The 24,909-nt window shown below is 42.5% G+C and carries 17 protein-coding genes and 1 pseudogene; 7 read left to right on the top strand and 11 right to left on the bottom strand.

All coding sequences use genetic code 11. The annotated features are described in order from the left end of the window. Window positions 1-36: 36 nt before the first annotated feature. Window positions 37-264: a hypothetical protein gene (locus U2718_RS23600; RefSeq protein WP_411813357.1), complete on the bottom strand. Its 228-nt coding sequence runs from the start codon at window positions 262-264 to the stop codon at window positions 37-39. Window positions 265-682: 418 nt separating this feature from the next. On the opposite strand from U2718_RS23600, the gene U2718_RS23595 reads away from it, so the two are divergent. Next, window positions 683-3,211, top strand: coding sequence for a mannose-1-phosphate guanyltransferase (locus U2718_RS23595; protein WP_342002615.1), 2,529 nt, complete (start codon window positions 683-685; stop codon window positions 3,209-3,211). Window positions 3,212-3,563: 352 nt separating this feature from the next. On the opposite strand, the gene U2718_RS23590 is transcribed toward U2718_RS23595, so the two are convergent. Beyond that, complete coding sequence (locus tag U2718_RS23590; protein ID WP_342002614.1) at window positions 3,564-4,748, bottom strand: NAD(P)H-quinone oxidoreductase subunit H; 1,185 nt, start codon at window positions 4,746-4,748, stop codon at window positions 3,564-3,566. Window positions 4,749-5,143: 395 nt separating this feature from the next. Here U2718_RS23590 and rsmH point away from each other — a divergent pair, with 395 nt between their 5' ends. Together rsmH and U2718_RS23580 are read left to right on the top strand one after the other, a co-directional pair. Further along, window positions 5,144-6,040 carry a 16S rRNA (cytosine(1402)-N(4))-methyltransferase RsmH gene (gene rsmH / locus U2718_RS23585; protein ID WP_342002613.1) on the top strand — a complete coding sequence of 299 codons (897 nt, stop codon included), beginning with the start codon at window positions 5,144-5,146 and terminating at the stop codon, window positions 6,038-6,040. A gap of 298 nt (window positions 6,041-6,338) precedes the next feature. Continuing rightward, window positions 6,339-8,837, top strand: coding sequence for an ATP-binding protein (locus U2718_RS23580; RefSeq protein WP_342002612.1), 2,499 nt, complete (start codon window positions 6,339-6,341; stop codon window positions 8,835-8,837). A 73-nt stretch (window positions 8,838-8,910) separates the two neighbouring features. Here U2718_RS23580 and U2718_RS23575 read toward each other — a convergent pair whose 3' ends face one another. The 4 genes from U2718_RS23575 to U2718_RS23560 all read right to left on the bottom strand — a co-directional run bounded on the left by U2718_RS23575 (window position 8,911) and on the right by U2718_RS23560 (window position 14,215). Then, entirely contained in the window at window positions 8,911-9,723 is an 813-nt protein-coding gene (locus tag U2718_RS23575) for a S1 family peptidase (protein WP_342002611.1), read from the bottom strand. 244 nt (window positions 9,724-9,967) lie between these two features. Further along, on the bottom strand, window positions 9,968-11,827 hold the full coding sequence (locus U2718_RS23570; protein ID WP_342002610.1) for an ABC transporter ATP-binding protein: 1,860 nt from the start codon (window positions 11,825-11,827) through the stop codon (window positions 9,968-9,970). Window positions 11,828-12,031: 204 nt separating this feature from the next. After that, entirely contained in the window at window positions 12,032-12,580 is a 549-nt protein-coding gene (locus U2718_RS23565) for a single-stranded DNA-binding protein (RefSeq protein ID WP_342002609.1), read from the bottom strand. A 378-nt stretch (window positions 12,581-12,958) separates the two neighbouring features. Continuing rightward, on the bottom strand, window positions 12,959-14,215 hold the full coding sequence (locus U2718_RS23560) for an FAD-dependent oxidoreductase (protein WP_342002608.1): 1,257 nt from the start codon (window positions 14,213-14,215) through the stop codon (window positions 12,959-12,961). 238 nt (window positions 14,216-14,453) lie between these two features. On the opposite strand from U2718_RS23560, the gene U2718_RS23555 reads away from it, so the two are divergent. Beyond that, window positions 14,454-15,797 carry an ABC transporter ATP-binding protein gene (locus U2718_RS23555; protein ID WP_342002607.1) on the top strand — a complete coding sequence of 448 codons (1,344 nt, stop codon included), beginning with the start codon at window positions 14,454-14,456 and terminating at the stop codon, window positions 15,795-15,797. A 235-nt stretch (window positions 15,798-16,032) separates the two neighbouring features. Here the strand turns inward: U2718_RS23555 and U2718_RS23550 are convergent, their stop codons facing one another. The 3 genes from U2718_RS23550 to rpaB form a co-directional block, all read right to left on the bottom strand. Continuing rightward, a complete protein-coding gene (locus tag U2718_RS23550) occupies window positions 16,033-16,551 on the bottom strand; it encodes a DUF456 domain-containing protein (protein WP_342002606.1) in 519 nt (172 codons plus the stop codon). A 161-nt stretch (window positions 16,552-16,712) separates the two neighbouring features. Next, window positions 16,713-17,366 (bottom strand): cofactor assembly of complex C subunit B, encoded by a 654-nt coding sequence (locus U2718_RS23545; protein WP_342002605.1) that lies wholly within the window; start codon window positions 17,364-17,366, stop codon window positions 16,713-16,715. A 182-nt stretch (window positions 17,367-17,548) separates the two neighbouring features. Further along, entirely contained in the window at window positions 17,549-18,277 is a 729-nt protein-coding gene (gene rpaB / locus U2718_RS23540; protein WP_016872551.1) for a response regulator transcription factor RpaB, read from the bottom strand. Between the two features lie 171 nt (window positions 18,278-18,448). Between rpaB and radA the strand changes: the two genes are divergently transcribed. Beyond that, window positions 18,449-19,975: a DNA repair protein RadA gene (radA, locus tag U2718_RS23535; protein ID WP_342002604.1), complete on the top strand. Its 1,527-nt coding sequence runs from the start codon at window positions 18,449-18,451 to the stop codon at window positions 19,973-19,975. A 112-nt stretch (window positions 19,976-20,087) separates the two neighbouring features. Then, window positions 20,088-20,819, top strand: a complete 732-nt coding sequence (locus U2718_RS23530; RefSeq protein WP_342002603.1) for a Uma2 family endonuclease — start codon at window positions 20,088-20,090, stop codon at window positions 20,817-20,819. A 21-nt stretch (window positions 20,820-20,840) separates the two neighbouring features. Here U2718_RS23530 and U2718_RS23525 read toward each other — a convergent pair. Beyond that, a pseudogene (locus tag U2718_RS23525) lies at window positions 20,841-21,070 on the bottom strand (hypothetical protein). A gap of 291 nt (window positions 21,071-21,361) precedes the next feature. On the opposite strand from U2718_RS23525, the gene U2718_RS23520 reads away from it, so the two are divergent. Next, window positions 21,362-22,141 (top strand): Uma2 family endonuclease, encoded by a 780-nt coding sequence (locus U2718_RS23520; protein ID WP_342002602.1) that lies wholly within the window; start codon window positions 21,362-21,364, stop codon window positions 22,139-22,141. 262 nt (window positions 22,142-22,403) lie between these two features. Here U2718_RS23520 and U2718_RS23515 read toward each other — a convergent pair whose 3' ends face one another. Next, window positions 22,404-24,836: an ATP-binding cassette domain-containing protein gene (locus U2718_RS23515; RefSeq protein WP_342002601.1), complete on the bottom strand. Its 2,433-nt coding sequence runs from the start codon at window positions 24,834-24,836 to the stop codon at window positions 22,404-22,406. Between the last annotated feature and the right edge of the window lie 73 nt (window positions 24,837-24,909).

Genomic DNA, 24,909 nt, shown 5'->3' with positions numbered 1-24,909 from the left:
GCCCTACTCTCATAACTAGAAATTGACAATTAGCCTTTAACCTTTGAGAGCCTTTCTAAAGTTTTGACGATAGGATTTATTACTAATGTACAAAGCAGGCCACAGTAAGGATAAACTCAGGCGATTGCTAAGGCTTTGGTTGAAATTAGTTTTTCTAAATCCACTCCAGAACTTCCACACGCCAGCTGCGTAACCCACTATCACTACGAAACCGATTAACTCTCCCATTCCAATTAACTCCACAAAAAAATTTGAGTTAAGCATTCCCACACTACTGTGGTATTTCATCACCAAAATTCAGAAGACATTACTGAATACCGCGATTCGGCATTTCAGTCAATTTATAAACCTCTATACCCCAGTTTAAATCAGCCTCCTCTGGAGTAGGGAGTACAGGAGTAGGAAAGTGGGAGAGTGAGTTAGGAACAGATGAGAAAGATAGGGAAGATGGGAAGAATGATTCTTTGTGTTCCCGCGTCTAAGTGTCTCCGTATCTCCATGTTCTCTTCCTATCACCTAACAAACAAGCTACTGTGGAGAGTAGTTTTACTTACGTCTTCCTAGATGCATCTTGTGGAAGTTCCTCAAATTTCAATATCCGTAGGAGACTAAAGAAAGAAGAAAAAGTTTATCTGATTAGTCTTGACGCAGCAAGTGGTGCAAATAGCTCAAGGAGGATTGTATGCGAGCAGTACTGATGGCAGGAGGATCGGGAACGCGACTTCGTCCGCTAACTTGCGATCTGCCGAAACCGATGGTACCAATTCTAAACCGACCGATTGCCGAACATATTATTAATCTTCTCAGACGACATGAAATAACAGAAATAATTGCCACACTGCATTATTTACCTGATGCGTTACGGGATTATTTTCAAGACGGTAATGATTTTGGCGTACAAATTACTTACGCTGTAGAAGAAGACCAACCTTTGGGTACTGCTGGCTGCGTGAAAAATATTGCCGAACTTTTGGATGAAACATTTTTAGTAATTAGTGGAGATAGTATTACAGATTTTGACCTAAGTGCAGCAATTGAATTTCACAAACAAAAAAAATCAAAAGCAACTTTGATTTTAACCCGCGTTCCCAATCCAATTGAATTTGGAGTTGTAATTACTGATGAAGAAGACAGAATTCGCCGATTTTTAGAAAAACCTTCTACTAGTGAAATCTTTTCTGATACTGTTAACACCGGCGCTTATATTCTAGAACCAGAAGTTTTAGAGTACTTACCTGCTAATCAAGAATCTGACTTCTCTAAAGATTTATTTCCGTTACTGCTAGAAAAAGGCGAGCCAATGTATGGTTACATTGCTAAGGGCTACTGGTGCGATGTTGGTCACTTAGACGCCTATCGAGATGCTCAATATGATGCATTAGATCGGAAAGTAAAACTTGACTTTCCTTATCAGGAAATTTCTCCAGGTTTATGGGTTGGTCAAAATACTTACATAGATCCCTCTGCTGTAATTGAAACTCCTACCATTATTGGTGACAATTGTCGTATCGGTGCCAGAGTTAATATTGAAGCAGGAACCGTAATTGGAGATAATGTCACCATCGGTGCTGATGCTAATCTCAAACGCCCAATTGTTTGGAACGGAGCGATTATAGGCGATGAAGCACATTTGTCGGCTTGTGTAATTTCTCGTGGTACTCGTGTAGATCGTCGCGCTCATGTATTGGAAGCTGCTGTAGTTGGTTCGCTGTCAACCGTAGGAGAAGAGGCCCAAATTAGTCCAAGTGTACGAGTTTGGCCAAGTAAAAAGATTGAGTCGGGGGCAATTTTAAATATTAATTTAATTTGGGGTAACACCGCTCAACGCAACTTATTTGGACAACGGGGTGTACAAGGGTTAGCAAATATTGATATTACCCCAGAATTTGCAGTGAAGTTGGGTGCTGCTTATGGTTCTACTTTGAAACCCGGTTCTAAAGTTACAGTTTCGCGTGATCAACGAAATATCTCTCGGATGGTTACCCGATCGCTAATTGCCGGTTTGATGTCGGTTGGTGTTAATATTCAGAACTTAGACGCTACAGCTATCCCGATCGCACGTACAGTTATACCAACGATGGGAGTAGCTGGCGGTATCCATGTGCGGGTACATCCTGATCGCCCAGATTATATTTTGATCGAATTTTTGGATGCGAAGGGCATTAATATTTCCAAAGCCCAAGAAAAGAAAATTGAAGGAGCTTACTTTAAAGAAGATATGCGGCGATCGCTAATTCATGAAATTGGTGATGTTGCTTATCCCAGCCAAGTAGTTGACATTTACTGTACAGCCTTTGAAAAGCTCTTACACATTGATACACTACGTAACAGTCGCGCCAAAGTGGTAATTGACTACGTTTATGCGGTGTCTGGTGCGGTGCTACCGCAAATGTTAGACAAATATGGGGCGGATGCGGTAGTACTCAATGCTAGTCTTAATAAAACAGCAGTGTCTACTACTGATCGCGAAGCCCTATTGGCACAGTTAGGGCAGGTAGTGGAGGCGTTAAAGGCTAACTTTGGTGTTCAAGTATCGGCGAATGGTGAACAGCTGATTTTAGTCGATGAATCTGGGATACCGATTCGCGGCGAAATGTTAACAGCACTGATGGTAGACATGATCTTAACTTCTAATCCTAGAGGGACAGTAGTTGTACCAGTGCATGCATCCAGCGCTGTAGAACAAATTGCCCGTCGCCATGATGGCAGAGTGATTCGCACCAAGGCAAACCCCACAGCACTGATGGAAGCAAGTTACAAAACTGCGAATGTAGTTTTGGGAGGCAGTGCAGATACAGGTTTCATTTTCCCGCAACTACATCCAGGGTTTGACTCAATGTTCTGCATCGCCAAAATTATTGAAATGCTCACAATTCAGGAGCGATCGCTTGCTTCTGTGCGAGCAGAATTACCGCGTGTGATTCACAGAACTCACACAATTCGTTGCCCTTGGACAGCCAAAGGAGCGCTGATGCGCTACTTGGTGGAAACTCACCCAGCCCAAAACCTAGAATTAATAGATGGGGTAAAAATTTGTCAACCTCACGATGACAGTTGGGTGCTAGTTTTACCAGATGCTAGCGAACCACTCGTACATTTGTACGCCAACAGTCATGATCGCGATTGGGTGGATGAAACTTTGAGACAGTACCGTACCCGTGTTCAGGCGTTTGTAGAAAAAGAACAGGAACAATTGGTGGCAGAAGTTTAAGTAGGTAACAGGGAATAGGGGACAGGGGACAGTAGTTTTTGATTCCCTGTTCTCTATCAATGCTCGCTTCCGATAAGTTGACTAATATGCTTGAGTACTTGTTTAGAGTCAATTACTGTTATCCACAAATTTTTTTTGATCAGTAAAAAATCAATTCGCCTATTTTATCTACCAGTCAATATATTTTTAATTAACCGCTGAGTACCAGAAACCACAGAGGAAGAATTAAAAGAGAGCTTAAATCATTATTTATTAATTCAAAAAAGCGGCTTTTTGATTACTAACGTTATTGGAGTTGGTGTGTGCGAAAAATAAATTTCTGTAGGGTAGGCATAGCCCACCCTACTAGTAATTAGCGGTCTACAGACCCCATAATCACATCAATACTACCCAAAATCACTACAATATCTGCTACCTTTACACCCCGCAGCAGATGAGGAAGAATTTGCAGGTTATTGAAATCTGCCGGGCGAACCTTCCAACGCCAAGGGAAAACGTTATCATCCCCAACCAAATAAATTCCCAATTCTCCTTTGCCGCTTTCTACACGGGAGTAGATTTCACCTTTGGGAATTTTGAAGGTAGGAGCGACTTTCTTAGCAATGTACTGATAATCAAACGCATCCCACTCAGATTTAGGCCCAGCTTGCATCCGCTTGGCTTCCAAATTTTCGTATGGGCCTCCCGGAAGCGCTTTTAGAGCTTGCTTGAGAATCTTCACAGATTCGCGCATTTCCCGCATCCGCACCATATAACGGGCTAAACAATCACCAGCAGTTTCCCACTGTACGTCCCAATCAAAGTCATCGTAACATTCATAATGGTCTACTTTCCGCAAATCCCACTTCACGCCAGAAGCACGTAGCATCGGCCCAGAAAGTCCCCAATTAATTGCCTCATCGCGGGTGATGGTGCCAATACCCTCTACGCGACGGCGAAAAATAGGATTATTTGTAACCAAGCGCTCGTACTCATCTACTTTGGGCAAAAAGTAGTCACAGAAGTCCATGCACTTGTCAACCCAACCATAGGGCAAGTCAACTGCAACCCCCCCAATCCGGAAGTAGTTATTGTTAACCATGCGATAACCTGTGGCTGCTTCCCACAGATCGTAAATCATTTCTCGTTCGCGGAACTGATAGAAAAAGGGAGTTTGAGCGCCTACGTCCGCAAGGAACGGGCCAAACCACAACAAGTGGTTGGCGATGCGGTTTAACTCCAGCATAATCACGCGGATGTAGCTAGCGCGTTTGGGAACGGTAATGCCTGCTAACTTTTCTGGGGCGTTAACGGTAACAGCTTCGTTGAACATACCCGCCGCATAGTCCCAGCGACTCACATAGGGGACATACTGGAGATTGGTGCGGTTCTCCGCAATTTTTTCCATTCCTCGATGTAAGTAGCCAATTACCGGTTCACAATCAACTACATCCTCGCCATCCAAAGTCACAATTAATCGTAGAACCCCGTGCATTGAGGGATGGTGAGGCCCCATGTTCAGCACCATAGGTTCAGTACGGGTTTCTATTCTTGCCATAAATTCAGTGTTCTCCGGTTTATGAACGATGAAGCCAGTAACCCCTACCTAGAAAGATGTTTGACGTTTTGAGTTCGGGTGGCCTTTTGAATATATGTTTGCTACGAATACCCTGAAATCAACAAATTTATGTTGTGGGATTCATGCGTTTTGATTGCATTTAACTAATCTAATTATATTGAGATGGGTGTAATGAAGCCGATTTCTACTCACAGAACTATCTATAAGCATTCTAGAAGATTGCTATAGGTTCTATTGGTATTTGATTAGGTTGCTATGCATAAGTATGACTTTAAATCAAGAGCATTTTGATATATTGGTTCAGATACTCAATATTGAACTCGTCCGCGTCGTTGAAGTTTGCGTTCTAACTGTCCATTTCTGCGCTAGTCTATATGAATTCTCATTCCTCAGAACCACTAGATATCGAAGAATTAACTTTTTCCCATGTTCCCGTCTTACCTAAAGAAGTTATTGAAGGTTTAGCAGTGCGTTCGGGGGGAAATTATCTTGATGCAACGGTAGGAGGTGGTGGGCATACTCGGCTCATTCTTGAAGCCTCACCAGATGTACGAATAACGGCGCTTGATCAAGATGAGGATGCTTTGGCAGCGGCAAAAAAGAATTTGGCAGAGTTTGGGGAGAGAGTTAGTTTTATTCACACTAATTTTGCTGCTTATAAGTATCCATCTAATAATTTCGACGGTATACTTGCCGATTTGGGTGTGAGTTCTTACCATCTAGATCAGCCAGAGCGGGGTTTTAGCTTTCGCAATACTGCTAGTTTAGATATGCGGATGAATAGGCAGCAATCCCTGACAGCAGCTGATGTCATTAATAATTGGGATGAAGCTAAATTAGCAGATATTTTCTTTAAATATGGAGAAGAAAGACTATCGCGGCGCATTGCCAAACGTATTGTTGAACAGCGTCCGTTTCGCACTACTACCGATTTAGCAGAAGCGATCGCATCTTCTGTTCCCCCCAAATACCGTTACGGCAGAATTCACCCTGCTACCCGTGTTTTTCAAGCACTGCGAATTGTGGTTAACGACGAATTAAAATCTCTAGAAACCTTTTTAGAAAAAGCACCAAATGCTCTCGTCTCAGGTGGCAGAATCGCAATTATTAGTTTTCACAGCTTGGAAGACAGGATTGTCAAGCATAGTTTTAGAAATTCCCCAATGTTAAAGGTTTTGACGAAAAAACCAATTACTGCCCAAGCAGAGGAAATTGACATTAATCCCCGTTCTCGTTCTGCCAAATTGAGAATTGCCGAGAAGGTTGGGTGAGGAGGAGTGGGGGACAAAGGGACACGGGGACGCGGGGAGGGGGAGACAAGGGGAGGAATAGACAAGCAAGTTACTAACCACTAACTACTGTACGAGCGGGTTTAAAAGATAAATCGTCGATTCTAACCCAAAGTTAATCAACAAAACCACTACCCACTAACCACTAACAAATACCTCTCGACTTTTAACCCTTATCTAATAACTAACCACTAGATGGTGCTATTGACTCCAATAATGGGAACACTAAAAAAAACCAATTGTGGTTAATTACTCTTATGTTTTACGTTAGTTCCCATTTATGAATAGTACTAAGGAAGATTCTACAATTCAATTTGTTGATTTAACTAACTGCGATCGCGAACCTATTCATATTCCTGGTTCGATTCAACCTCATGGTGTATTGTTTGTATTACAAGAACCGACTCTAAAAATTTTGCGGGTTAGTAGCAATACCTTAAGTTTTTTAGGAGTATCACCAGAGAGCTTACTTAATCAAAGTTTGGGTGATTTGCTCGATTCTTATGCGTTTGAGTCATTAAAACAAAGCCTATCACAACCCGAACTTGAGAACGTCAATCCCCTAAAACTGTCGCTTCAGCTTGAAAACAAGTCTCTTCTTTGCAATGGTATTGTCCACCGTTCTCACGGGTTATTAATTTTAGAATTAGAGCATTCACTCACGCCAGAAGTTCTATCTTTTTTGGATCTTTACCACTTGGTGAGAACCTCCGCTAGCAGCATCCAAAAAGCAAAAACCCTCGAAGAATTATGTCAAACCGCTGTCAAAGAGATTTGCAAGCTGACTGGCATGGATCGGGTAATGATCTATAAATTCGATCCACAAGGACATGGGACAATCGTTGCGGAAGAAAAACTGGACAAATTGTCAGCATTTCTAGGGTTGCACTATCCCGCTTCTGATTTACCCAAACAGGCAAGGCGACTTTATCTGGAGAACTGGATTCGACTCATTGCTGATGTGAATTATCAGCCTGTGGAAATTATTCCTGCAATTGCATATCCATATGATCAATCGTTAGACTTGAGTTTTTCAGTACTCAGAAGTGTTTCTCCCCTTCACATTCAATATCTCAAAAATATGGGGGTGGGTGCATCTATGTCAATTTCGTTAATTGCCGAACAAAAGTTGTGGGGATTAATTGCCTGTCATCACTATTCTCCTAAACAGATTGCCTACGAAGTCCGAACAGCGTGTGAATTTATCGGGCAGGTGATGTCGTCACAAATTCCCTATTTGGAAGCTAATCAAGATCAAGACTATAAGCTTTACTTGAAATCTATTCAGAACAAACTAATTGAATATGTATTTGCTGAAAATGACTTTGAAAATAACTTTACTGATGGTTTGCTGAAGTATCAACCCAATTTGCTTAATTTGGCGCAGGCTCATGGTGCTGCAATTTGGTTTAACGGCGATTGTAAGGTAATTGGCAACACACCTGAACAAGAAGAGATTCAAGCCTTGGTTGAGTGGTTAGCTCAAAATATGCCGCAAACTGTCTTCCAGACTAATTGTCTGTCTCAGCTTTATCCACAAGCAGAAACCTTCAAAGAAGTTGCTAGTGGATTGTTAGCGATCGCTATTTCTCCGAGCCAATATGTATTATGGTTTCGCCCAGAAGTTATTCACACCGTTAACTGGGCAGGCAATCCGAACAAGCCAGTGGAAATTGACGAAGATGGAATTGAGCGGCTCTCACCTCGCGGCTCATTTGAACTGTGGCAAGAAACTGTACGGCTGACGTCACAACCCTGGAAGCCTTGTGAAGTGGAAGCTGTAGATGAGTTGAGAACTGCCCTAGTTGGCATTGTGTTGCGTCAAGCAAACGAACTTGCCAAGTTAAATCAGGCATTGCGGCAATCGGAAGTGGAGCAACGTCAGAAAGCGATGCAGTTAGAGCAGGCATTACAGGAACTGCAACATACTCAAGTTCGCTTGATTCAAAGTGCAAAAATGTCGAGCTTGGGACAACTGGTGGCAGGAATTGCCCATGAAATCAATAATCCGATCAACTTTATCTATGGTAATCTCACTCACGCTGATACTTATATAAACAATTTGCTAAAGCTGCTGCATCTTTACCAGCAGGAATTAGCCACACCAGGATCTGAACTGCAAAAAGAGTTGGAGGCGACTAACGTTGAGTTTGTTCGAGAAGATTTACCCAAGCTGTTGCAGTCAATGCAAGCAGGAGCAAGCCGCATTCGCGATATTGTTTACTCATTACGAAACTTTTCACGGTTAGATGAGGCAAAGCTCAAGTCTGTGGATATTCATGAAGGATTAGACAGTAGTTTGCTAATTCTCAGCAATCGATTGAAGGCAAGATTGGGCTTCCCAGAAATTCAAGTGGTGAAAGAATATAGCTATCTGCCGTTGATTGAATGCTATGCCAGTGAACTTAATCAGGTGTTTATGGCTCTGCTCACAAATGCGATTGACGCGCTGGAGGAGCGTCATCGTCAGTATACACTCGATGAAATTGCTACCAATCCAAGCAAGATTACAATTCGCACATCTGTGGTTAGTAGTGATCGCCCATCAGTAACCGAGAAAAAAGTGCTAATTCAAATTATCGACAATGGAATGGGAATTGCAGAAGATATTCAATCCAAAATCTTTGATCCCATCTTTACCACCAAATCTGGAGATAAGCGTCTGCGGGGAATGAGTCTGGCTATTAGCCACCAGATTGTAGAAAAACATCAAGGACAAATTACTTGCATTTCCAGTTTAGGTAAGGGAGCAGAGTTTCGGGTTGAACTGCCGATGTAACAAACTTTAGGCAATTGTTAGTTGGGCGATCGCTACTTTCACACAGGGTATATTGTGATCAAAATCACCTAATTTAGGGGAGTATAACTCCAAACTGCTGCAAAAAATTACGTGCTGAAGGCGTATCCAGCCGATAATCTACATCAGTGGCTCGGCAAACAGTGTCGCCCGTGCTAGTAATTGCTACAATCATGTCTGATTTTTCGTCGCCAAGGAAATGTGGCCCGCCAGAGTCGCCGTAACAAGTGCCACCATCTCCCGTCGAGGGATTTTGAGACAACCGCAACCAAGCTTTGTTCAAAGCCTGGAATGTTTGCAGTACCATGTTTCGATTAGCATTATCCATGATTGCCCGTGGCCCCAAACGCTTTGTCTCACGCACTTGTCCATAACCGACAGCTGTAAAAACTTGATTTTTAAGCTTTCCTTGAGCCTTCAAGTTATCAAGTAAACCAGCCTGAGGCAGCTTGGCTAGAGGTAGCGGTGTTAACGTCCCAGGTTGTAGTGGTTCCTCATTTAACAGGATGACACCGATATCCTTTGGATCGTTCTGATTTTTGCTGTATTCTGGGTGGGGAACGTAACTACCACTGTAAAATGTGTTGGATTGATCGAACGTTTGATTGAAGCTAACGTAAACTGTACTAATGCCGTAGCCAGGGAGAAAGTCAAGGCAGTGTGCTGCTGTTAGCACAACCCTCGGCGCAACCAAAGTACCCGTACAGAAGGCAAATTTCGTACCTGTACCATCAAAATCAGCCGAGAGCGCGCCAACATTAGGGTGACGTCCTTCGTCTGACTCGCCAAAGGTAATACTACTGGATTTAGTAACAGCGAACAGATTAAGCAGTAAAGCCGCGGACAAAACGAACGACAGCCGACGCATGGTTACTCCTTATACGCACACTTACACTCACATATTTTTGAATTTCGATAGGAGTATAACTTGCATCAAAAACAGATGCAGAATTTTTCGTCATCCTTAAGCAGAAATGGAATGACGAAGGATTCCCCTATCATTGGTTGAATTGTTTTAGACAATCACCAGCAGATTGTACCGGAAAAGAAGGGCAAAAAGTATATTCACAACTGGATTTTAGCCACCTGACACGATCGCAGATTTTTTTGTCTTACGATGCTCTTAAGTGGCGCTGCTGTATCCTTTCAGGGCTACCAGTAGGAATGGAAGCAATTAATTTCTGAGTGTATTCCTCTTTTGGTTCGCGGTAGATGTTTTCGGCTATACCTTGCTCTACGATTTGACCTTGATTCATCACCAGAATGCGATCGCTCATAAATTTGACGACACTCAAGTCATGGGAAATGAAAATATAAGTCAAACCAAATTCGCTTTGCAATTCTTTAAGTAAATTTAGTACCTGTGCCTGCACTGATACATCTAAAGCCGAAACCGATTCATCGCAGATAATAAACTTAGGATTTAAAGCCAAAGAGCGGGCAATACAAATTCGCTGCCGTTGCCCACCAGAAAATTGATGGGGATAACGGTTCATGGCATCTGCACTCAAGCCCACCCTTTCTAACAGATAAGCTACCCGTTCTCGCCGTTGTTGTTTTGTTTTGGCAATAGAGTGAATTACCAACGGTTCTGCGATCGCAGTTCCCACTTTCATGCGCGGATCTAAGGCGCTAAAAGGGTTTTGGAAGACAATTTGCATTTCCCGCCGCAGTTTTTGCAATGCTTCGCCTTTGAGAGTAGTAATATCTCGCCCTTCAAAGACGATCTGCCCACCCATTGGTTCGATCAACCGCAGTAAGGTTCTGCCTAAGGTTGTTTTGCCACAACCCGATTCGCCAACTAACCCCAGTGTTTCCCCACGTTTAACATCAAAGGATACGCCATTTACAGCCATGTTGTAGCGTTTTGTACCACCAAACATTCCTTTGACGGGAAAGCCTACCTTGAGATCGTGTATTTCCAATAGAGGCTGTTCTTTTTCTAAGATTGCCAATCTTTGGGCAATTTCTTCGGGCGTTAAATCTGGAGGTTCTGTCGGTTCTTTTGCCTGAACGATCGCTTGTCCTGTTGGCAGTTCCTCCACGTTCATATAGTCAGCAACGGTGAGTAGCTTTTGGGGATGGCGGTGAAGTTTGGGACGACATGCTACCAAACCTTTAGTATAGGGATGCTGGGGGTTAGCAAAAATTTTGACTGCATCATCAAATTCGACAATCTTGCCTCTATACATCACTGCAACTCTATCTGCAACTTCCGCGATTAGTCCCAAATCGTGGGTGATGAAAATCAATGCCATGTTGCGACTAGTCTGCAATTCTCGCAGCAACTCAAGAATTGTCGCTTGCACCGTTACATCCAATGCTGTGGTTGGTTCATCAGCAATTAATATTAACGGGTTACAGGAAATTGCCATCGCAATCATCACCCGCTGCAACTGTCCCCCAGAAAGTTGATGGGGGTAACGTTCTAGAATTGCTTCTTTGTGTTGATTTACTAACTTCAGCAGTTGGTGTTCGTCTTGAGTAGTTTTTGAGTACTGTTGTTTGAGTTGCTCATCGCTCGGAAGCAGTTTTACTTCTTGCAGGCGGGCGATCGCTTGTTGTCGCGCTTGGTGCGTGGAAATATTTTGATGTCGCAAAATTGCTTCTACAAGCTGAAAACCAATGGTATAAACCGGATTTAGGGAACTCATTGGTTCTTGAAAAACCATAGCGATGTCACCGCCCCGATATAATTGCATTTCTTGAGGAGGCAACTCTACTAAATTCAGAGGTTTGCCATTCTCCTGGGGATGAAACCAAATTTCCCCGCCACTTATTACACCTGGAGACTGTAGCAAACCCATCACCGCTAAGGCTGTTACCGATTTTCCACTTCCCGACTCTCCGACTATTCCTAGAGTCTCACCACGATGCAATTTAAAGGAAATATCATCTACGGCTTTAACTATTTTGTCATCGCCAGCAAATTCAACTTGCAGATTGCGAACATCTAGGATAGTTTCTTTCATAGAAGCCGGGTATTAATCTTAAATTTAAAATTATTAGGATTTTAACAGTCGCTATCTTGTTTTATGTTAAATCTAACTTTTGTTAGACGAAAAGTGCGTGTCAGGGTGGCTACAAAGACTTCCAGTGGTAAGCCAAGGCAGTTGTAGCCTCCTTGACATTTCTATAAATTTTTCAAGCCATGTTTTTGTCTGGCACTCCTGAAGCTAAAAAGGAATGTCATCAATATCCGGTTCTTCGTTCGCAGCTGGTGTCGAATAAGAACTACGCTCGTAATTGGAGCTTTGCGATACAGGTTCTGAGAAGTCTTTTTGGGAAGTGACACCAACTTTATTTGAAGCTGGAGCCGGTTTACTCGACGGTGGTGATTCGTAATTGGAAACTGTTTTCTGGCTCTGGGTGGGGGTAGTAACAGGTACTGCTGTCGCTCCTGGCGATACTGTGATATTCCCGTCCACAACTAGCGGGTAAATTTTTTGCAATGTTAATTCAGCTCGTTTTTCTTTGAAACCTTCAGGGCGATCAATAGTGTGCATTCCTAAACGCCCTTCTACAAGTACGCGATCGCCTGCGTGAAAGTTCTGCTGAACTTCTTTTGCCAGATTGCCCCAACCTACTACTTTCAAAGTTGCTGGCGCTTCACCTTCTCGTGTAGCTGAAAACTGCACTAGCATTTCTGTCAGTTCCAATCCATCTGGTGTATAACGCAGTTCTGGCTCTTTGATAATTTCCACCATCAAAATGCAGCTGTTCATTCAATCCTCCTGTCTTGAAAATGGGATGGGGTGTAGGGGAGCCACTGCGCCCTTTCGGGTTAAGCGCGTTGTAGCAAGTGGCGTGTGTAGGAAGAGTCAAATTTTCATCCCCTCATTGTGGGCTATTTGCCCGTGGGAGTCTGACTTCAAAAAATGCTCAGTGCTACCCGGTGTAAATAATTAAACACTTTAAGTAAAATTATACACTTGTTAGCCCTGTATATTCATCTACAGATATCGCAAATTTTGTTTTTGGTCTCGATCAAGATTATTAACCATTTCCATATTTATACCCTTGGCATTGAAACTGTTCTAGCATAAAAGCCAAGCAAGTACCTTTGTTTTACTTTGCACCCAAATAGTATAAATGTACCACACTTAAGTTTTGACGTGAGCAGGAAAAAGTCCATAGGCTACTAACCGTAATGGAAAGTCACGCAACCAAGGTAAGCGCAACCAAGCTGGCAACTGCAACAGTTGATTTGAGTTGAGAACGCGGGCAAAGATTCGCTGCTGTACTAAAGATTGAAATGCTTGAATAACGCGGGTTGGCAATTCCCGTTGGCGCTGCACTTTTGCCAGATGAGACAGTTCTACACGTCCTTGTTTGAGTGGTTTACTAAGAACATTGGCGGCAACGACAGCATCTTGAATGGCATAGTTAATACCGACTCCACCCACAGGAGACATGATATGGGCGGCATCACCGATAAGCAGTAGTCCAGGACGATACCAACGTTTGAGGCGGCTAGACTCTACCGACAAGAAAGCAATTTGTGACCAATCTTGTAAGTATTCTACGCGGTCTTGTAACTCTGGTACTACGTCTACGACAGACTTTCTCAAAGCTTCTAAACCAGCAGCACGAATTTCTTGATAACCACCCTTGGAAATCACATAAGCAATTTGCCATTGCTCACCACGATCTAACATAGCTACAATGTGACCGCGACCGATACGCCCTATCCCACCTTCTAAGTCGTCTGGTTTTTTGGGTAAGCGGAACCACAGTACATCCATTGGCGGTGAAGTTTGGATAGATTCAAAGTTAGCCGACTGACGCAGGCGCGAGTGACGTCCATCGGCACCGACTGTCAGGATTGCCCGAATTTCGTGCCAACCACCATGCCCGCGATAGCGCACACCCCGAATTACTCCATCCTCTTCTATCAACTCCTGCACGTTCGCACCCATAATCAGCTGAAAATTTGGGTACTTTTGGGCTTCGGCAGTGATAAACTCCAAAAATCTTGCTTGCGGAAGCATCGTAATGTAGGGAAAACGCGTATGGAGATGACTGAAGTCAGCCAAAGTAACACTAGCTTCTGGAGTTTTAATGCTGATTTGACGCATCTTGGCGTGGGGAAGTTGTAGCAAGCGATCAGCTAAACCTAGTTCCTCCATAATTTCCATCACCGATGGATGAATTGTATCTCCCCGAAAGTCACGGTCAAAATCTTTGTGGGCTTCGAGCAACATCACAGGGATACCTTGGCGTGCTAAAAGTAAAGCAAGAACCGCTCCCGCTGGTCCACCACCGACTATACAACAATTTGTAGTTTGTACGTCTACAATGTCATGGACAGGAGTTGGCATCTCTGTTGGAGAAGGATTTGAGGTGAGATGAGAAGCCATAAACACAATTCCCAAATGTGCTTTCTTCCAAGGTAGTGCGGTTGTGATCGTAAAAGCTGTTTTTTTTACTTTTCGTAGTCACTACAAACGTGTATCATGAGCGCTAAAAGTTTTATATCGTTTATCCTTACTCATGGGATAAATAACCATTGCCTTAAATCAAGATGAAGTCAATCTACAATCTCAAATCCAAAATTCAACGACTGGTGATTTTGAACAATTGCGGTAACTAACACTCGTGGCGCAGGTAGTTTTAGAAAACGTTTATAAAAGTTTTCCCCCTCGGAAAGGGGAAAGTGTTGCTTTACCAACCCAACTCACATCTACGTCTGAGAAGAGTGAGGAAGCAACAACTCTAAAAAGTGCAGATAGTGTGAATGTCTTACGGCGGATTAACCTGACTGTGGCAGATGGTGAATTTGTGGTGCTGGTGGGGCCTTCTGGCTGTGGTAAAAGCACCTTGCTGCGGCTAATTGCTGGGTTAGAGGCGATGACTGGAGGCAATATCTGGGTGGGCGATCGCCTAATTAACAACCTCCCTCCCAAGGAACGCGATATTGCAATGGTGTTTCAAAATTATGCCCTCTATCCCCACATGACGGTGTATGACAACATTGCTTTTGGATTGCGACGCCGTTCTGGAGGAGTCGGAGAGGGGGAGAGAGGGAGAGGGGGAGAGAGTCTCTCTTTTGCAGAAAATTTATTAGTAGGAGTGACAAGAAATTTCCCTAAAGGACTCCGCTATATTTCTGAAAAAGAACGGGCGGTACATGAACAGGTACGGTATGTTGCCCAACTGTTGCAGATTGAAGCTCTACTAAATCGCTTACCCAAGCAGTTATCTGGAGGACAAAGACAAAGAGTCGCGCTCGGAAGAGCGATCGCACGTAACCCTCAAGTGTTTCTCATGGATGAACCGCTTTCTAATTTAGATGCGAAACTGCGGGCGGAAACTCGCGCCCAAATTGTTAAGCTGCAACGCCAACTAGGGACAACAACTATTTACGTTACTCACGATCAAACAGAAGCAATGACAATGGGCGATCGCATTGCTATCCTCAATCAAGGTCAACTCCAACAAGTTGATCGACCGTTAGAACTTTATAATCGTCCTGCTAATCTTTTTGTTGCCGAATTCATTGGTTCACCGCCAATGAATTTTATCCCTGTAGAGTTTCACGCCCACCTGTTAATTACTAATGGCGATTTTCGTCTCACTCTTCCAGACTTTTGGGGAAGTGCTTTGCAAAAATACGACGGGCGCAAGCTTATTTTAGGTATTCGTCCAGAACACTTGACTTTAAGTGTACCTGCAACAAAGAATTTACTAGTTCAAGTAGAATTGGCAGAAAATCTTGGTAACGATTCTTTTCTTTCTACAAAACTTGTGGGAACTAGTTTTCAACAAGCTGGCACATTCAAAAATTCTCTGCAAGTACGAGTTCCTCCAGAGCGTTTTATCAGTGTAGGCGAGCAAATATGGTTATCCTTTACACCAGAAAAAATCCACTTTTTCGATCCAGAAACCGAACTAGCGATATTTCCTAAAAGTCTATCGCCGTCTCTACCATTAACAAAATAGGTTGTAAAAAAGGATTCAGAATTCAAGTCTGATGTGAATTAAAATGGCAAGTAACAATCATGTTTGAGAAATCGACCACAGATGGACACAGATAAACACAGATAAATCATCCGTGTGCATCTGTGTTTATCTGTGGTTGTTATTACCAGAAAATTGGATTTTGCAATCAATCTATTATTTATTTGGTGCGACTTAAGGTGAGTTCGGCTAATTCACATTAGACATAATTTATAATTCAACTACCAAATACCTGCGGCCAAGTTGTAATTAAGAAAACTACAACTGCGGCGATCGCAAGCAACCCCTGAATTAAATTTCCAACTACAGTACCTACCACAATTCCCACACCTGCTTTCACCGCTAGGAAAAAATCCCGTCGGTACAAAAATTCTGCAATAATTGCTCCCAATAATGGCCCTAGTAACATTCCTAACAACGGGCCTCCCACAGGCAAAGCCGGTAATAATCCCAGAAATCCGACAATGAAACCGACTATCGCGCCAATTTGCCCCCACTTGCTAGCACCTGCTCTTTTTGCACCCAAATAAGCAGCTAAAAAATCTACTCCAATACTTAAGAGTAGAACTACAGCTGTGACAACTAATGGCACGCTAATAGTAGCAAAAGAACCTCTAACAAATCCCCAAATAACAATAGCAACTAAGATTAAACTAGCTCCTGGGATAGCAGGAACCACAGAACCAATAATACCTACAACCATCAAGGCAACGAGCAACCAGTAGATTGTTTGCATAAGCTTTAATTGTTAATTAGAGGGCAACGACAGAGGGAATAAGCGGAGGCAGCAGCCCACAAACTTCGTTACCAGGTTGAACCTGGTAAGAGAACTAAAGTAGAGCCTCTGGCTCTTTCAATCGTTGGGCGTAAGATATCAGTCCACATACTTAATTGTGATTAGCTATTCGCCATTTCTTCATTTAAAGTAACAGCTAATTTATCAGCAATTCCAGCAATCCAATTTTCGTCTTGTTTGGTATAACTACGAGGAGCATTTGCTCCTAAAATTAAAGCACCTTGACTGCCAAGGGGTTGACAAATTACTCCTTGAGTATTCTCTGGTAAATAATCAAATTCAATTCTGCCTGGATAAACTTTTAAATCAACTAAATAAATCGGCTGTTGTTTTTCTAATACTCTTTTTAAAATTACTCCTGGTTTTACCTCAGATTTTGTATTTAAAATTCCGCGACGCAATAACACTTTTCCTTGATAAAAAACTACAAGCGATCGCGTCACTGTATTAGTTAATAATAAATGAGATGCCCAAGCTAATTCTGTTTTTACTCTGCCTGGCAAATCAGGGGCAAGTACAAAACCTTCTTCTCCAATTAGTTCTACCGCATCAGGCGATCGGGGTTGTACCTGTTGCCAAATCAAACCTATTAGAATTAATACTGCACTTAAAATTACACCCAGCACATCTGCACGGGCTTGGGAATCGGTGATTTGGGGTGTTAACAAACGATTAACCAGCAAAAGTATAGCGCCTAACCCACCAACAAAGATAGGCAGACGCCGCAAAACACGATTCGGATCGGATTTAGTCATGCTCGATCTATTCTGAAGGATAAAGGATGAAGGAAACAGTAGTCAGAAGCCAGGAGTCAGGAGTCAGAATATTCTGGATTCTGGATTCTTTAGACGCCCTCCGGGCGACTTCCCGTCGAATATTCTGGATTCTAAGTTCTTATTTCTACCTTTTTCATACTTCATACTTTACACTTCATAATTCATTCCTCTCCTGGTTCTATAATGCGTTGAAACAAATAACCTGTACCTCTAGCTGTGAGAATTAACTCTGGGTTACTAGGATCATCTTCCAATTTTGCCCGCAGACGGGAGATATGCACATCTACCACACGAGTATCAACATGACGTTCTGGTGTGTATCCCCACACTTCTTGTAAAATTTCTGACCGAGAAAAAGCTTCGCCAGAGCGACTTACTAATAACTCTAGTAAGCTAAATTCCATACCAGTTAGGCGAATACGCTCGTCACCTTTATAGACTTGCCGCTTATTCGTGTCGATTTTAATATTACCAACATGAATTACTCCTGAACTGGGAATGCCAGAGGCTCCTGTTTTGTCTACGCGCCGCAAAACTGAGCGAATCCGAGCTTCCAATTCTTTCGGAGAAAAAGGTTTAACTACGTAATCATCAGCACCCAATTCTAAACCAGTAATGCGATCAGCAACGTCTCCCAAGGCTGTTAACATAATAATTGGGACGTCTGATTCTTTGCGTAATTCTTGACAGACACCATAGCCATCTAGCTTGGGCATCATAACATCCAAAACAACCAAATCAGGGTCAGTTTTGCGAAATGTTTCTAATGCTTCTTCCCCATCGCCAGCAGTAACTACATCGTAGCCAATCATAGAAAGGCGCGTTTCCAAAATTCTGCGAATACTGGCTTCATCATCTACTACCAGAATTTTTTCTTTATGACTTTCCAAGTTTCTCAACGCTCCTTAACTAAAATTTTTCATGATTAATTTTTCATACCATAATATTAAGATATCATTCCATTCATTAAGTTGGAAAAAAGCTGTAAGTACCACCATAATTTAGTTTTAGTTTTGTCGAATAATTAAGGAAAAATTAAGATTATTTAATAAGATTTAAGAATGCCAAAGCAAAAAACTTATTACGTTTGTAACGAATGTGGAGCAGAATCTCCTCAATGGTTTGGTAAATGTCCAGCTTGCGGCACATATAACTCTTTAGAAGAGGAAATTGCCATCCAATCTTCAACGGATATACCAAGTCGGGGAGTGAGTGCTTGGCACTCCCAACAGGGAAGTGGAAAATCTACTAATAAACCAGCCAAGCCCCGCTCATCTCTAAGATTCGACCAAATTAGCGATCGCCAAGTAACGCGTTGGGCTTCTGGTTATGGGGAACTAGATCGGGTATTAGGTGGTGGTGTTGTTCCCGGCTCAATGGTGTTAATTGGTGGTGATCCAGGTATCGGTAAATCTACTTTATTGTTGCAAGTATCAAATGAACTAGCACAGAGATACCGGATACTTTATGTTTCTGGGGAAGAATCAGGACAACAAGTAAAATTAAGAGCTTTGCGCTTAGGAGTCACACCAGTTCTTAATGTTGTCAGCAATGATAACGGTAAAACTCAAGCAGTCCAAGAGACACAAAAGCTACAAGAATCTGATGAGGAAGGCGCAGATTTATATGTATTACCGGAAACAGATTTGGAAGAGATTTTAAAGGAAATGGACTCTCTCAAACCAAATCTAGCAGTAATTGATAGTATTCAAACAGTATTTTTTCCTGCACTTACTTCTGCACCTGGTTCAGTAGCACAGGTACGCGAATGTACCGCCGCTTTGATGAAGGTGGCAAAGCACGAAGACATTACCATGTTGATAGTGGGACACGTCACCAAAGAAGGGGCAATCGCCGGGCCGAAAGTTTTAGAACACCTAGTAGATACGGTGTTGTATTTTGAAGGCGATCGCTTTGCCTCCCATCGGTTATTACGCACGGTGAAAAACCGTTTTGGTGCCACTCACGAAATTGGCATTTTTGAAATGGTAGAAAATGGGTTGCGAGAAGTTCCCAATCCCTCAGAATTATTTTTGGGCAACCGCGACGATCCCGCTCCCGGTACGGCAATTGTAGTGGCTTGCGAAGGAACGCGCCCCATCGTTGTGGAATTACAAGCTTTGGTAAGTCCTACTAGTTACCCTTCACCCCGACGTTCTGCTACAGGTGTAGACTATAATCGCCTCGTGCAAATTCTCGCCGTATTGGAAAAGCGGGTGGGAATTCCCATGTCTAAATTAGATTCCTATGTAGCTTCCGCTGGCGGGTTGAATGTAGAAGAACCAGCAGTCGATTTGGGAGTAGCGATCGCCCTTGTTGCCAGTTTTCGCGATCGGATTGTAGATCCCGGTACTGTGTTAATAGGTGAAGTCGGGCTAGGCGGGCAAGTACGTGCTGTCTCACAAATGGAGTTGCGGCTAAAAGAAGCGGCAAAATTGGGATTTAAGCGAGCGATCGTGCCGAAAGGGCAAAAATTTCCTGACTTAAATATTGAGATTTTGCCAGTGGCAAAAGTAATAGATGCGATTATTGCCGCCATCCCGCAGCATACACTGGAAGATTCTGATTTAGAACCAGACGAGGATTAAATCTTCAAAAAGGGTGTAAGGGGATAAGTGTGTGAGGAAAACTATGTTGAGTTTTGAATTTATAATCCCCTACACTCCTATACCCCCACCCCTAGTGAAAGGAAAAATCACTATGACAGCAACTGTCACTCAAGACTATAAAATCACTTGGGAAAAATTACCGGATGATTACAAACTGCCAGATGAGCCAGTGGATAACATCAATCAGCCTTCCCTCGCCGCAGCCTTAACCGAAAGCTTAGAACTTGCTGGCAAATTACCTCAAAACGCCCTAGCACCAACAAATTACGGCATCTGCGCCACCGTGAATGGCAAAATTGTCATTAAAGCTCCTGATTGGGCATATGTACCCAGCATCCGCGTTGCGCGAGAGGAAGTAAAACGCAGTTACACTCCCCAGCTACAGGGAGATATGCCGGTAATTGTGATGGAATTTATTTCCGATACCGATGGTGCAGAGTATTCTATCAAACCGACTTATCCCCCAGGCAAATGGTTTTTCTACGAACGCATTTTAAAAGTACCGAACTACGTCATCTTTGAACCAGATAGCGGCAGTATAGAAGTTTATCGATTACACAATTCAGAACAGTATCTAGTACAACCGCCTGATGAAAATAACCGCTACTGGATAGCAGAAATGAATCTCCATTTGGGCGTGTGGCAAGGAACCCGTGAAAACCGTACAGGCTACTGGTTGCGGTGGTGGGATGAACAAGGGCAGTTGCTACTGTGGGGATCGGAGTTAGCCGAACAAGAAAGACAACGCGCAGAGCAGGAACGACAACGTGCCGAACGATTAGCAGCACAATTGCGAGCGGCGGGGATAGAACCGGAAGTGTGAGAAATTACCTATTGTTGGCTATCATCCAAAAGAAGCAATCATCGAATTGATGTAGCTAAAAATTACATCTAATTCCCCTATTGCTTCCAGTTCAGCCGCTTCTTCTGGCGTCAGATGGTGTCAGAGAATCAGCTTTTTTTCTATCTAGGAGTTCTTGCATCCGTAAACCTAATTTCTCTGTAAATTTAAACAGATTCGACTCCAATACCTGTCATTAGCCAGAACGAGGGTGTGATTACTACGGTTGTCATAGGCTTATTTCCAATTGAATATATTGCTGCTAGAGTTTTTGTGATTTTGAAAAAATTTTAGGGAATTCTATAACTGTAGATTAAGCGATCGCCTGTTACTTAGATAACTTCTTTTCTATTCTGAAATAGTTGCTTGACAAGATAAACAGGTTAATCGCTGCATATCATCTCAGCTATCTGTTGTCATATAAAAACATTTGGTCAAGAAGTGCTAGAAGATGAATATAGCTTATGAGCAAAGCTAATTGAAAGAAAATATATGAGTTTTTATGTAGAAAATTAACTGAAAATATGACTTCCTATCCTCACCTTATTCCCCAATCCGATCCCCCACTTCCGCCTTGGGAAAACCTACCAACAATGTATGATTTACCAAGCGATCGCCCAGAGGAGCCAGGTTTGCCAGACGACTTTCACTTTTTACAGCCCTTACTTTTATATTTAACTTTTCAACCAATTAACTGGAATCCAGAACTAGTTTACAGTGCTGCCGATCTCAATCTCTACTACAATCCCCAGCGTCCTTTATGGTACAAACGCCCAGATTGGTTTGGTGTGGTAGGAGTACCAAAACTATATCAAGGGCGAGATTTACGTTTAAGTTATGTCACTTGGCAAGAGGAAGCTAATCCTTTTGTTGTTGTAGAGTTATTATCCCCAGGTACAGAAGAGGAAGATTTAGGTATCAGCACAAATGAAGCAGATAAACCTCCTACTAAATGGGAAGTTTATGAACAAATTCTGCGGGTTCCTTACTATATAGTTTTTAGTCGCTACAGTGATGAAATTAGAGCATTTCAGTTAGTAGGCGGACACTACGAACCTATGAATTTAACTGGGGGACGCTTACAAATGCCAGAATTGGGTTTAAGTTTGGGATTATGGCAAGGGGCATTTCGAGATATTGAAAGGTTGTGGTTAAGATGGTTCACTTTAGAAGGAAAATTGATTCCCATACCCGCAGAAGAAGCTGCTGCTGCTACTGAAAGAGCTATCATTGCCGAGCAGGAGGCAAGGGAAGCTCAACAAGAAGCTGCTCAAGCAAAAATAAAAGCAGAACAATTAGCATAAAAATTACGTCAGCTAGGTGTAAATCCTGACGAATAAGTTATCAATTAAAACTAACTAGAAATCTTACCCAGTCTACTAAAGTAGACTTTGGCTTTGAGTCAAGAAATTTATTTCTTGGCGGACAAGAGCGTAGATGCAAGATATAAGTTAATAAATATTGCTCGAAACCTAAAGCAAAAAATGTCAATAAAACCTTTGTTTATTTGTTTCCCTATAGGGATCTAAAACCCAACCCAAACTTCCTGTTCCCTGTTCCCTTTTATTACACAATATCTTTGCGCTTCTGCAACAACACCGCCACGATTAAGTAAACTAACGTATGCACACCCAGAATTCCCCAATTTAAACCTAAATTATCCCAACTTGGCTCGTAAACAGCAGAAGTTTTAAAAATATTATCTAAAGACGGTAAACCTGGAGTATTTTTTGGAACCATTGCATTGACATTAATTAGGGTTCCATATGCGCCAATAGACCACCTACTAATTGTTAACCATCCCAATTTAGCAGCTAATCCTTGCATTTCAAATAAAACCCCTGAAAGAATTATTTGGGGAATCATAATTAAGGGGAGAATACTATTTGCTTCGTTTTCACTTTTAACCAAGGTAGAAATCATTAAACTGAGGCTGACACTAGCCAGCAAAGTTAAAAATGTCGTCATTCCTAAACCCAGAAACCAAGGCAATAAATCAGATTCTGGTGCTTGAAAACCAACTAAAATTGCGACAACAATTAATAGAGTTTGCAGTAAGGTTAAACCAGAACGAATCAAAATTTTAGAACCTAAATAAGGAAGTAAGCCTAAATTAATCAGTCGCTCTCGTGTGTAAATGGCTGCTTCTTTGATAATTTCACGTACAGAACTAGAAAGCCCCACCCAAATGCCAATACAACTGAAGATAAATAGTACTTTAAGCGCTAAAGGGCCTTGCGTTATCTCTGGCGGCACAAGTCTTTTTAGAGGAGTCTCATCTTTTAAAATCCAAGCAGTCAGCCCGATCGCTATTGGCCCCGATAATAATGAGAAAATTATGCTCGCGCGATCGCGTAAAACTAATTGTAAATAACGCTGACTCAACAGCCACAGTTGCTTGAGCGGCGATATGCCTGTGTGGATAGAGTCATCAGGTTTAGAAGTACGATCTTTACCAGGTTTTAATTGTGATTTAACGTAAGTTTTAAATTCTGGTGATTGCTGATATTTTAGCGACCAATGGTCAACCGTGGCTGCAACGTCCTTGCCATTTCCCCCTTGGTCAAGTTTGATATAAATATCTGAAAAATACTTTAAATCTTCCGAGGGCATTTCAAAAAAGCCCAATGCTTGCTGGGGTGGGCCGTAGTAGCAGAGTTTACCACCTCTACCCATAAAAGCAATGCGATCGCACACCTCAATATTTGCTGTCGCATGGGTAACTAGAACTACCGTGCGTCCTTGATCTGCCAACTCCCGCAACAAGCGCATCATCTCTTTATCTAAGCCTGGATCGAGACCAGAAGTTGGTTCATCTAAAAAGAATAATTTCGGATCGGCTAACAACTCTACACCGATGCTGACACGCTTGCGTTGCCCACCACTGAGATTGCGAATAAAGTTTGTTCTCACATGAGTGAGTTTAATCTGTTCTAAGGTAGTATCGACTACCTGCTTCACGTTGATATCTGGTGGAAGCCTCAATTTACAAGCATAAGCTAGAACTTCTTCTACTCTTAAGTCGGGATGCACAATATCATCCTGAGGAACATAACCAATTTGCGATCGATACATCGGCCAGTTCTGCCGCAAATTATCTCCATTCAGATATACTGTGCCAGAAGATACTGGTTCAATTCCCAGTAAAGATTTCATCAAAGTGGACTTACCAGCGCCACTACCACCCACTAAAGCCACTAATTGTCCCGGTTCTATCACTAAAGAGACATCGTTGAGGATGATTTTTTCCCGCCCTTCCTTGTCTTTCACTTTGCGCTGCAAGCGGTGAACATCCAAGCGGATTTGACTACCAGTATTTAGTAATTCTAAGTAATCAGTGCGATATAGCAGGCTAAAAGGCCCAATCTGAATCCTGCTTTCATCCTCTAAATGTACGCGTTTGGAAATTCTTTGACCGTTAACAAAAATACCATTTGTACTGAGGTCTTGCAGAATGTGTTTTCCTTGCCCATCTGGATAAATCGTGGCGTGCAGGCGAGAAACTGTAGGCGCATCTAACTGCATTGAAGAGTAGCGATCCGACTTAGGAGCACGCCCAAGTTGTACAGGCCATTCTTTCAAGCCTTTCAATACTAGGCGGCGATTACTAGGAATGACTACCGGAGATTCAACTGGATTACAGTAAGTCAACTGAATGCGGTTGTGAGGAGATTGTCCGATTTCCAGTTGCGCTCCATTTTTTAAAAGATAGCCTTCAGTGGCATCAATTCGGGTTTGATTGATGAATATTCCATTGCGACTGGCAGCGTTACCATCACCATCATAAATTCGATAGTCTTCTCCTTCTTTTTTTAAAACTGCTTGTTTTCTAGAGAAGACTTCCCAACCTATCGGCACTTCTAAATCTGCCCAATCACGACCACGCCCTAACCGATGTTCATCTTCTTGTAGGTAAAGCCGCAATATATGACCGCGATTATTTAATTCCAAAAAAGGTTGAGGACTAACAAGTGTGGCTTGTTCAAAACTCCCTGCCATGAGATTAACTGACCTATATTCTCAATTAAAGTCACACCCCTAAACTACAAGACTAACTAGTTATTTTACGGAT

Origin of the sequence: Chlorogloeopsis sp. ULAP02, assembly GCF_038404745.2 — a bacterium.
Taxonomy (GTDB): Bacteria; Cyanobacteriota; Cyanobacteriia; order Cyanobacteriales; family Nostocaceae; genus Chlorogloeopsis.
The sequence above is the reverse complement of the archived record's forward strand: the minus strand, read 5'-3'. Positions and strand labels throughout refer to the sequence as shown.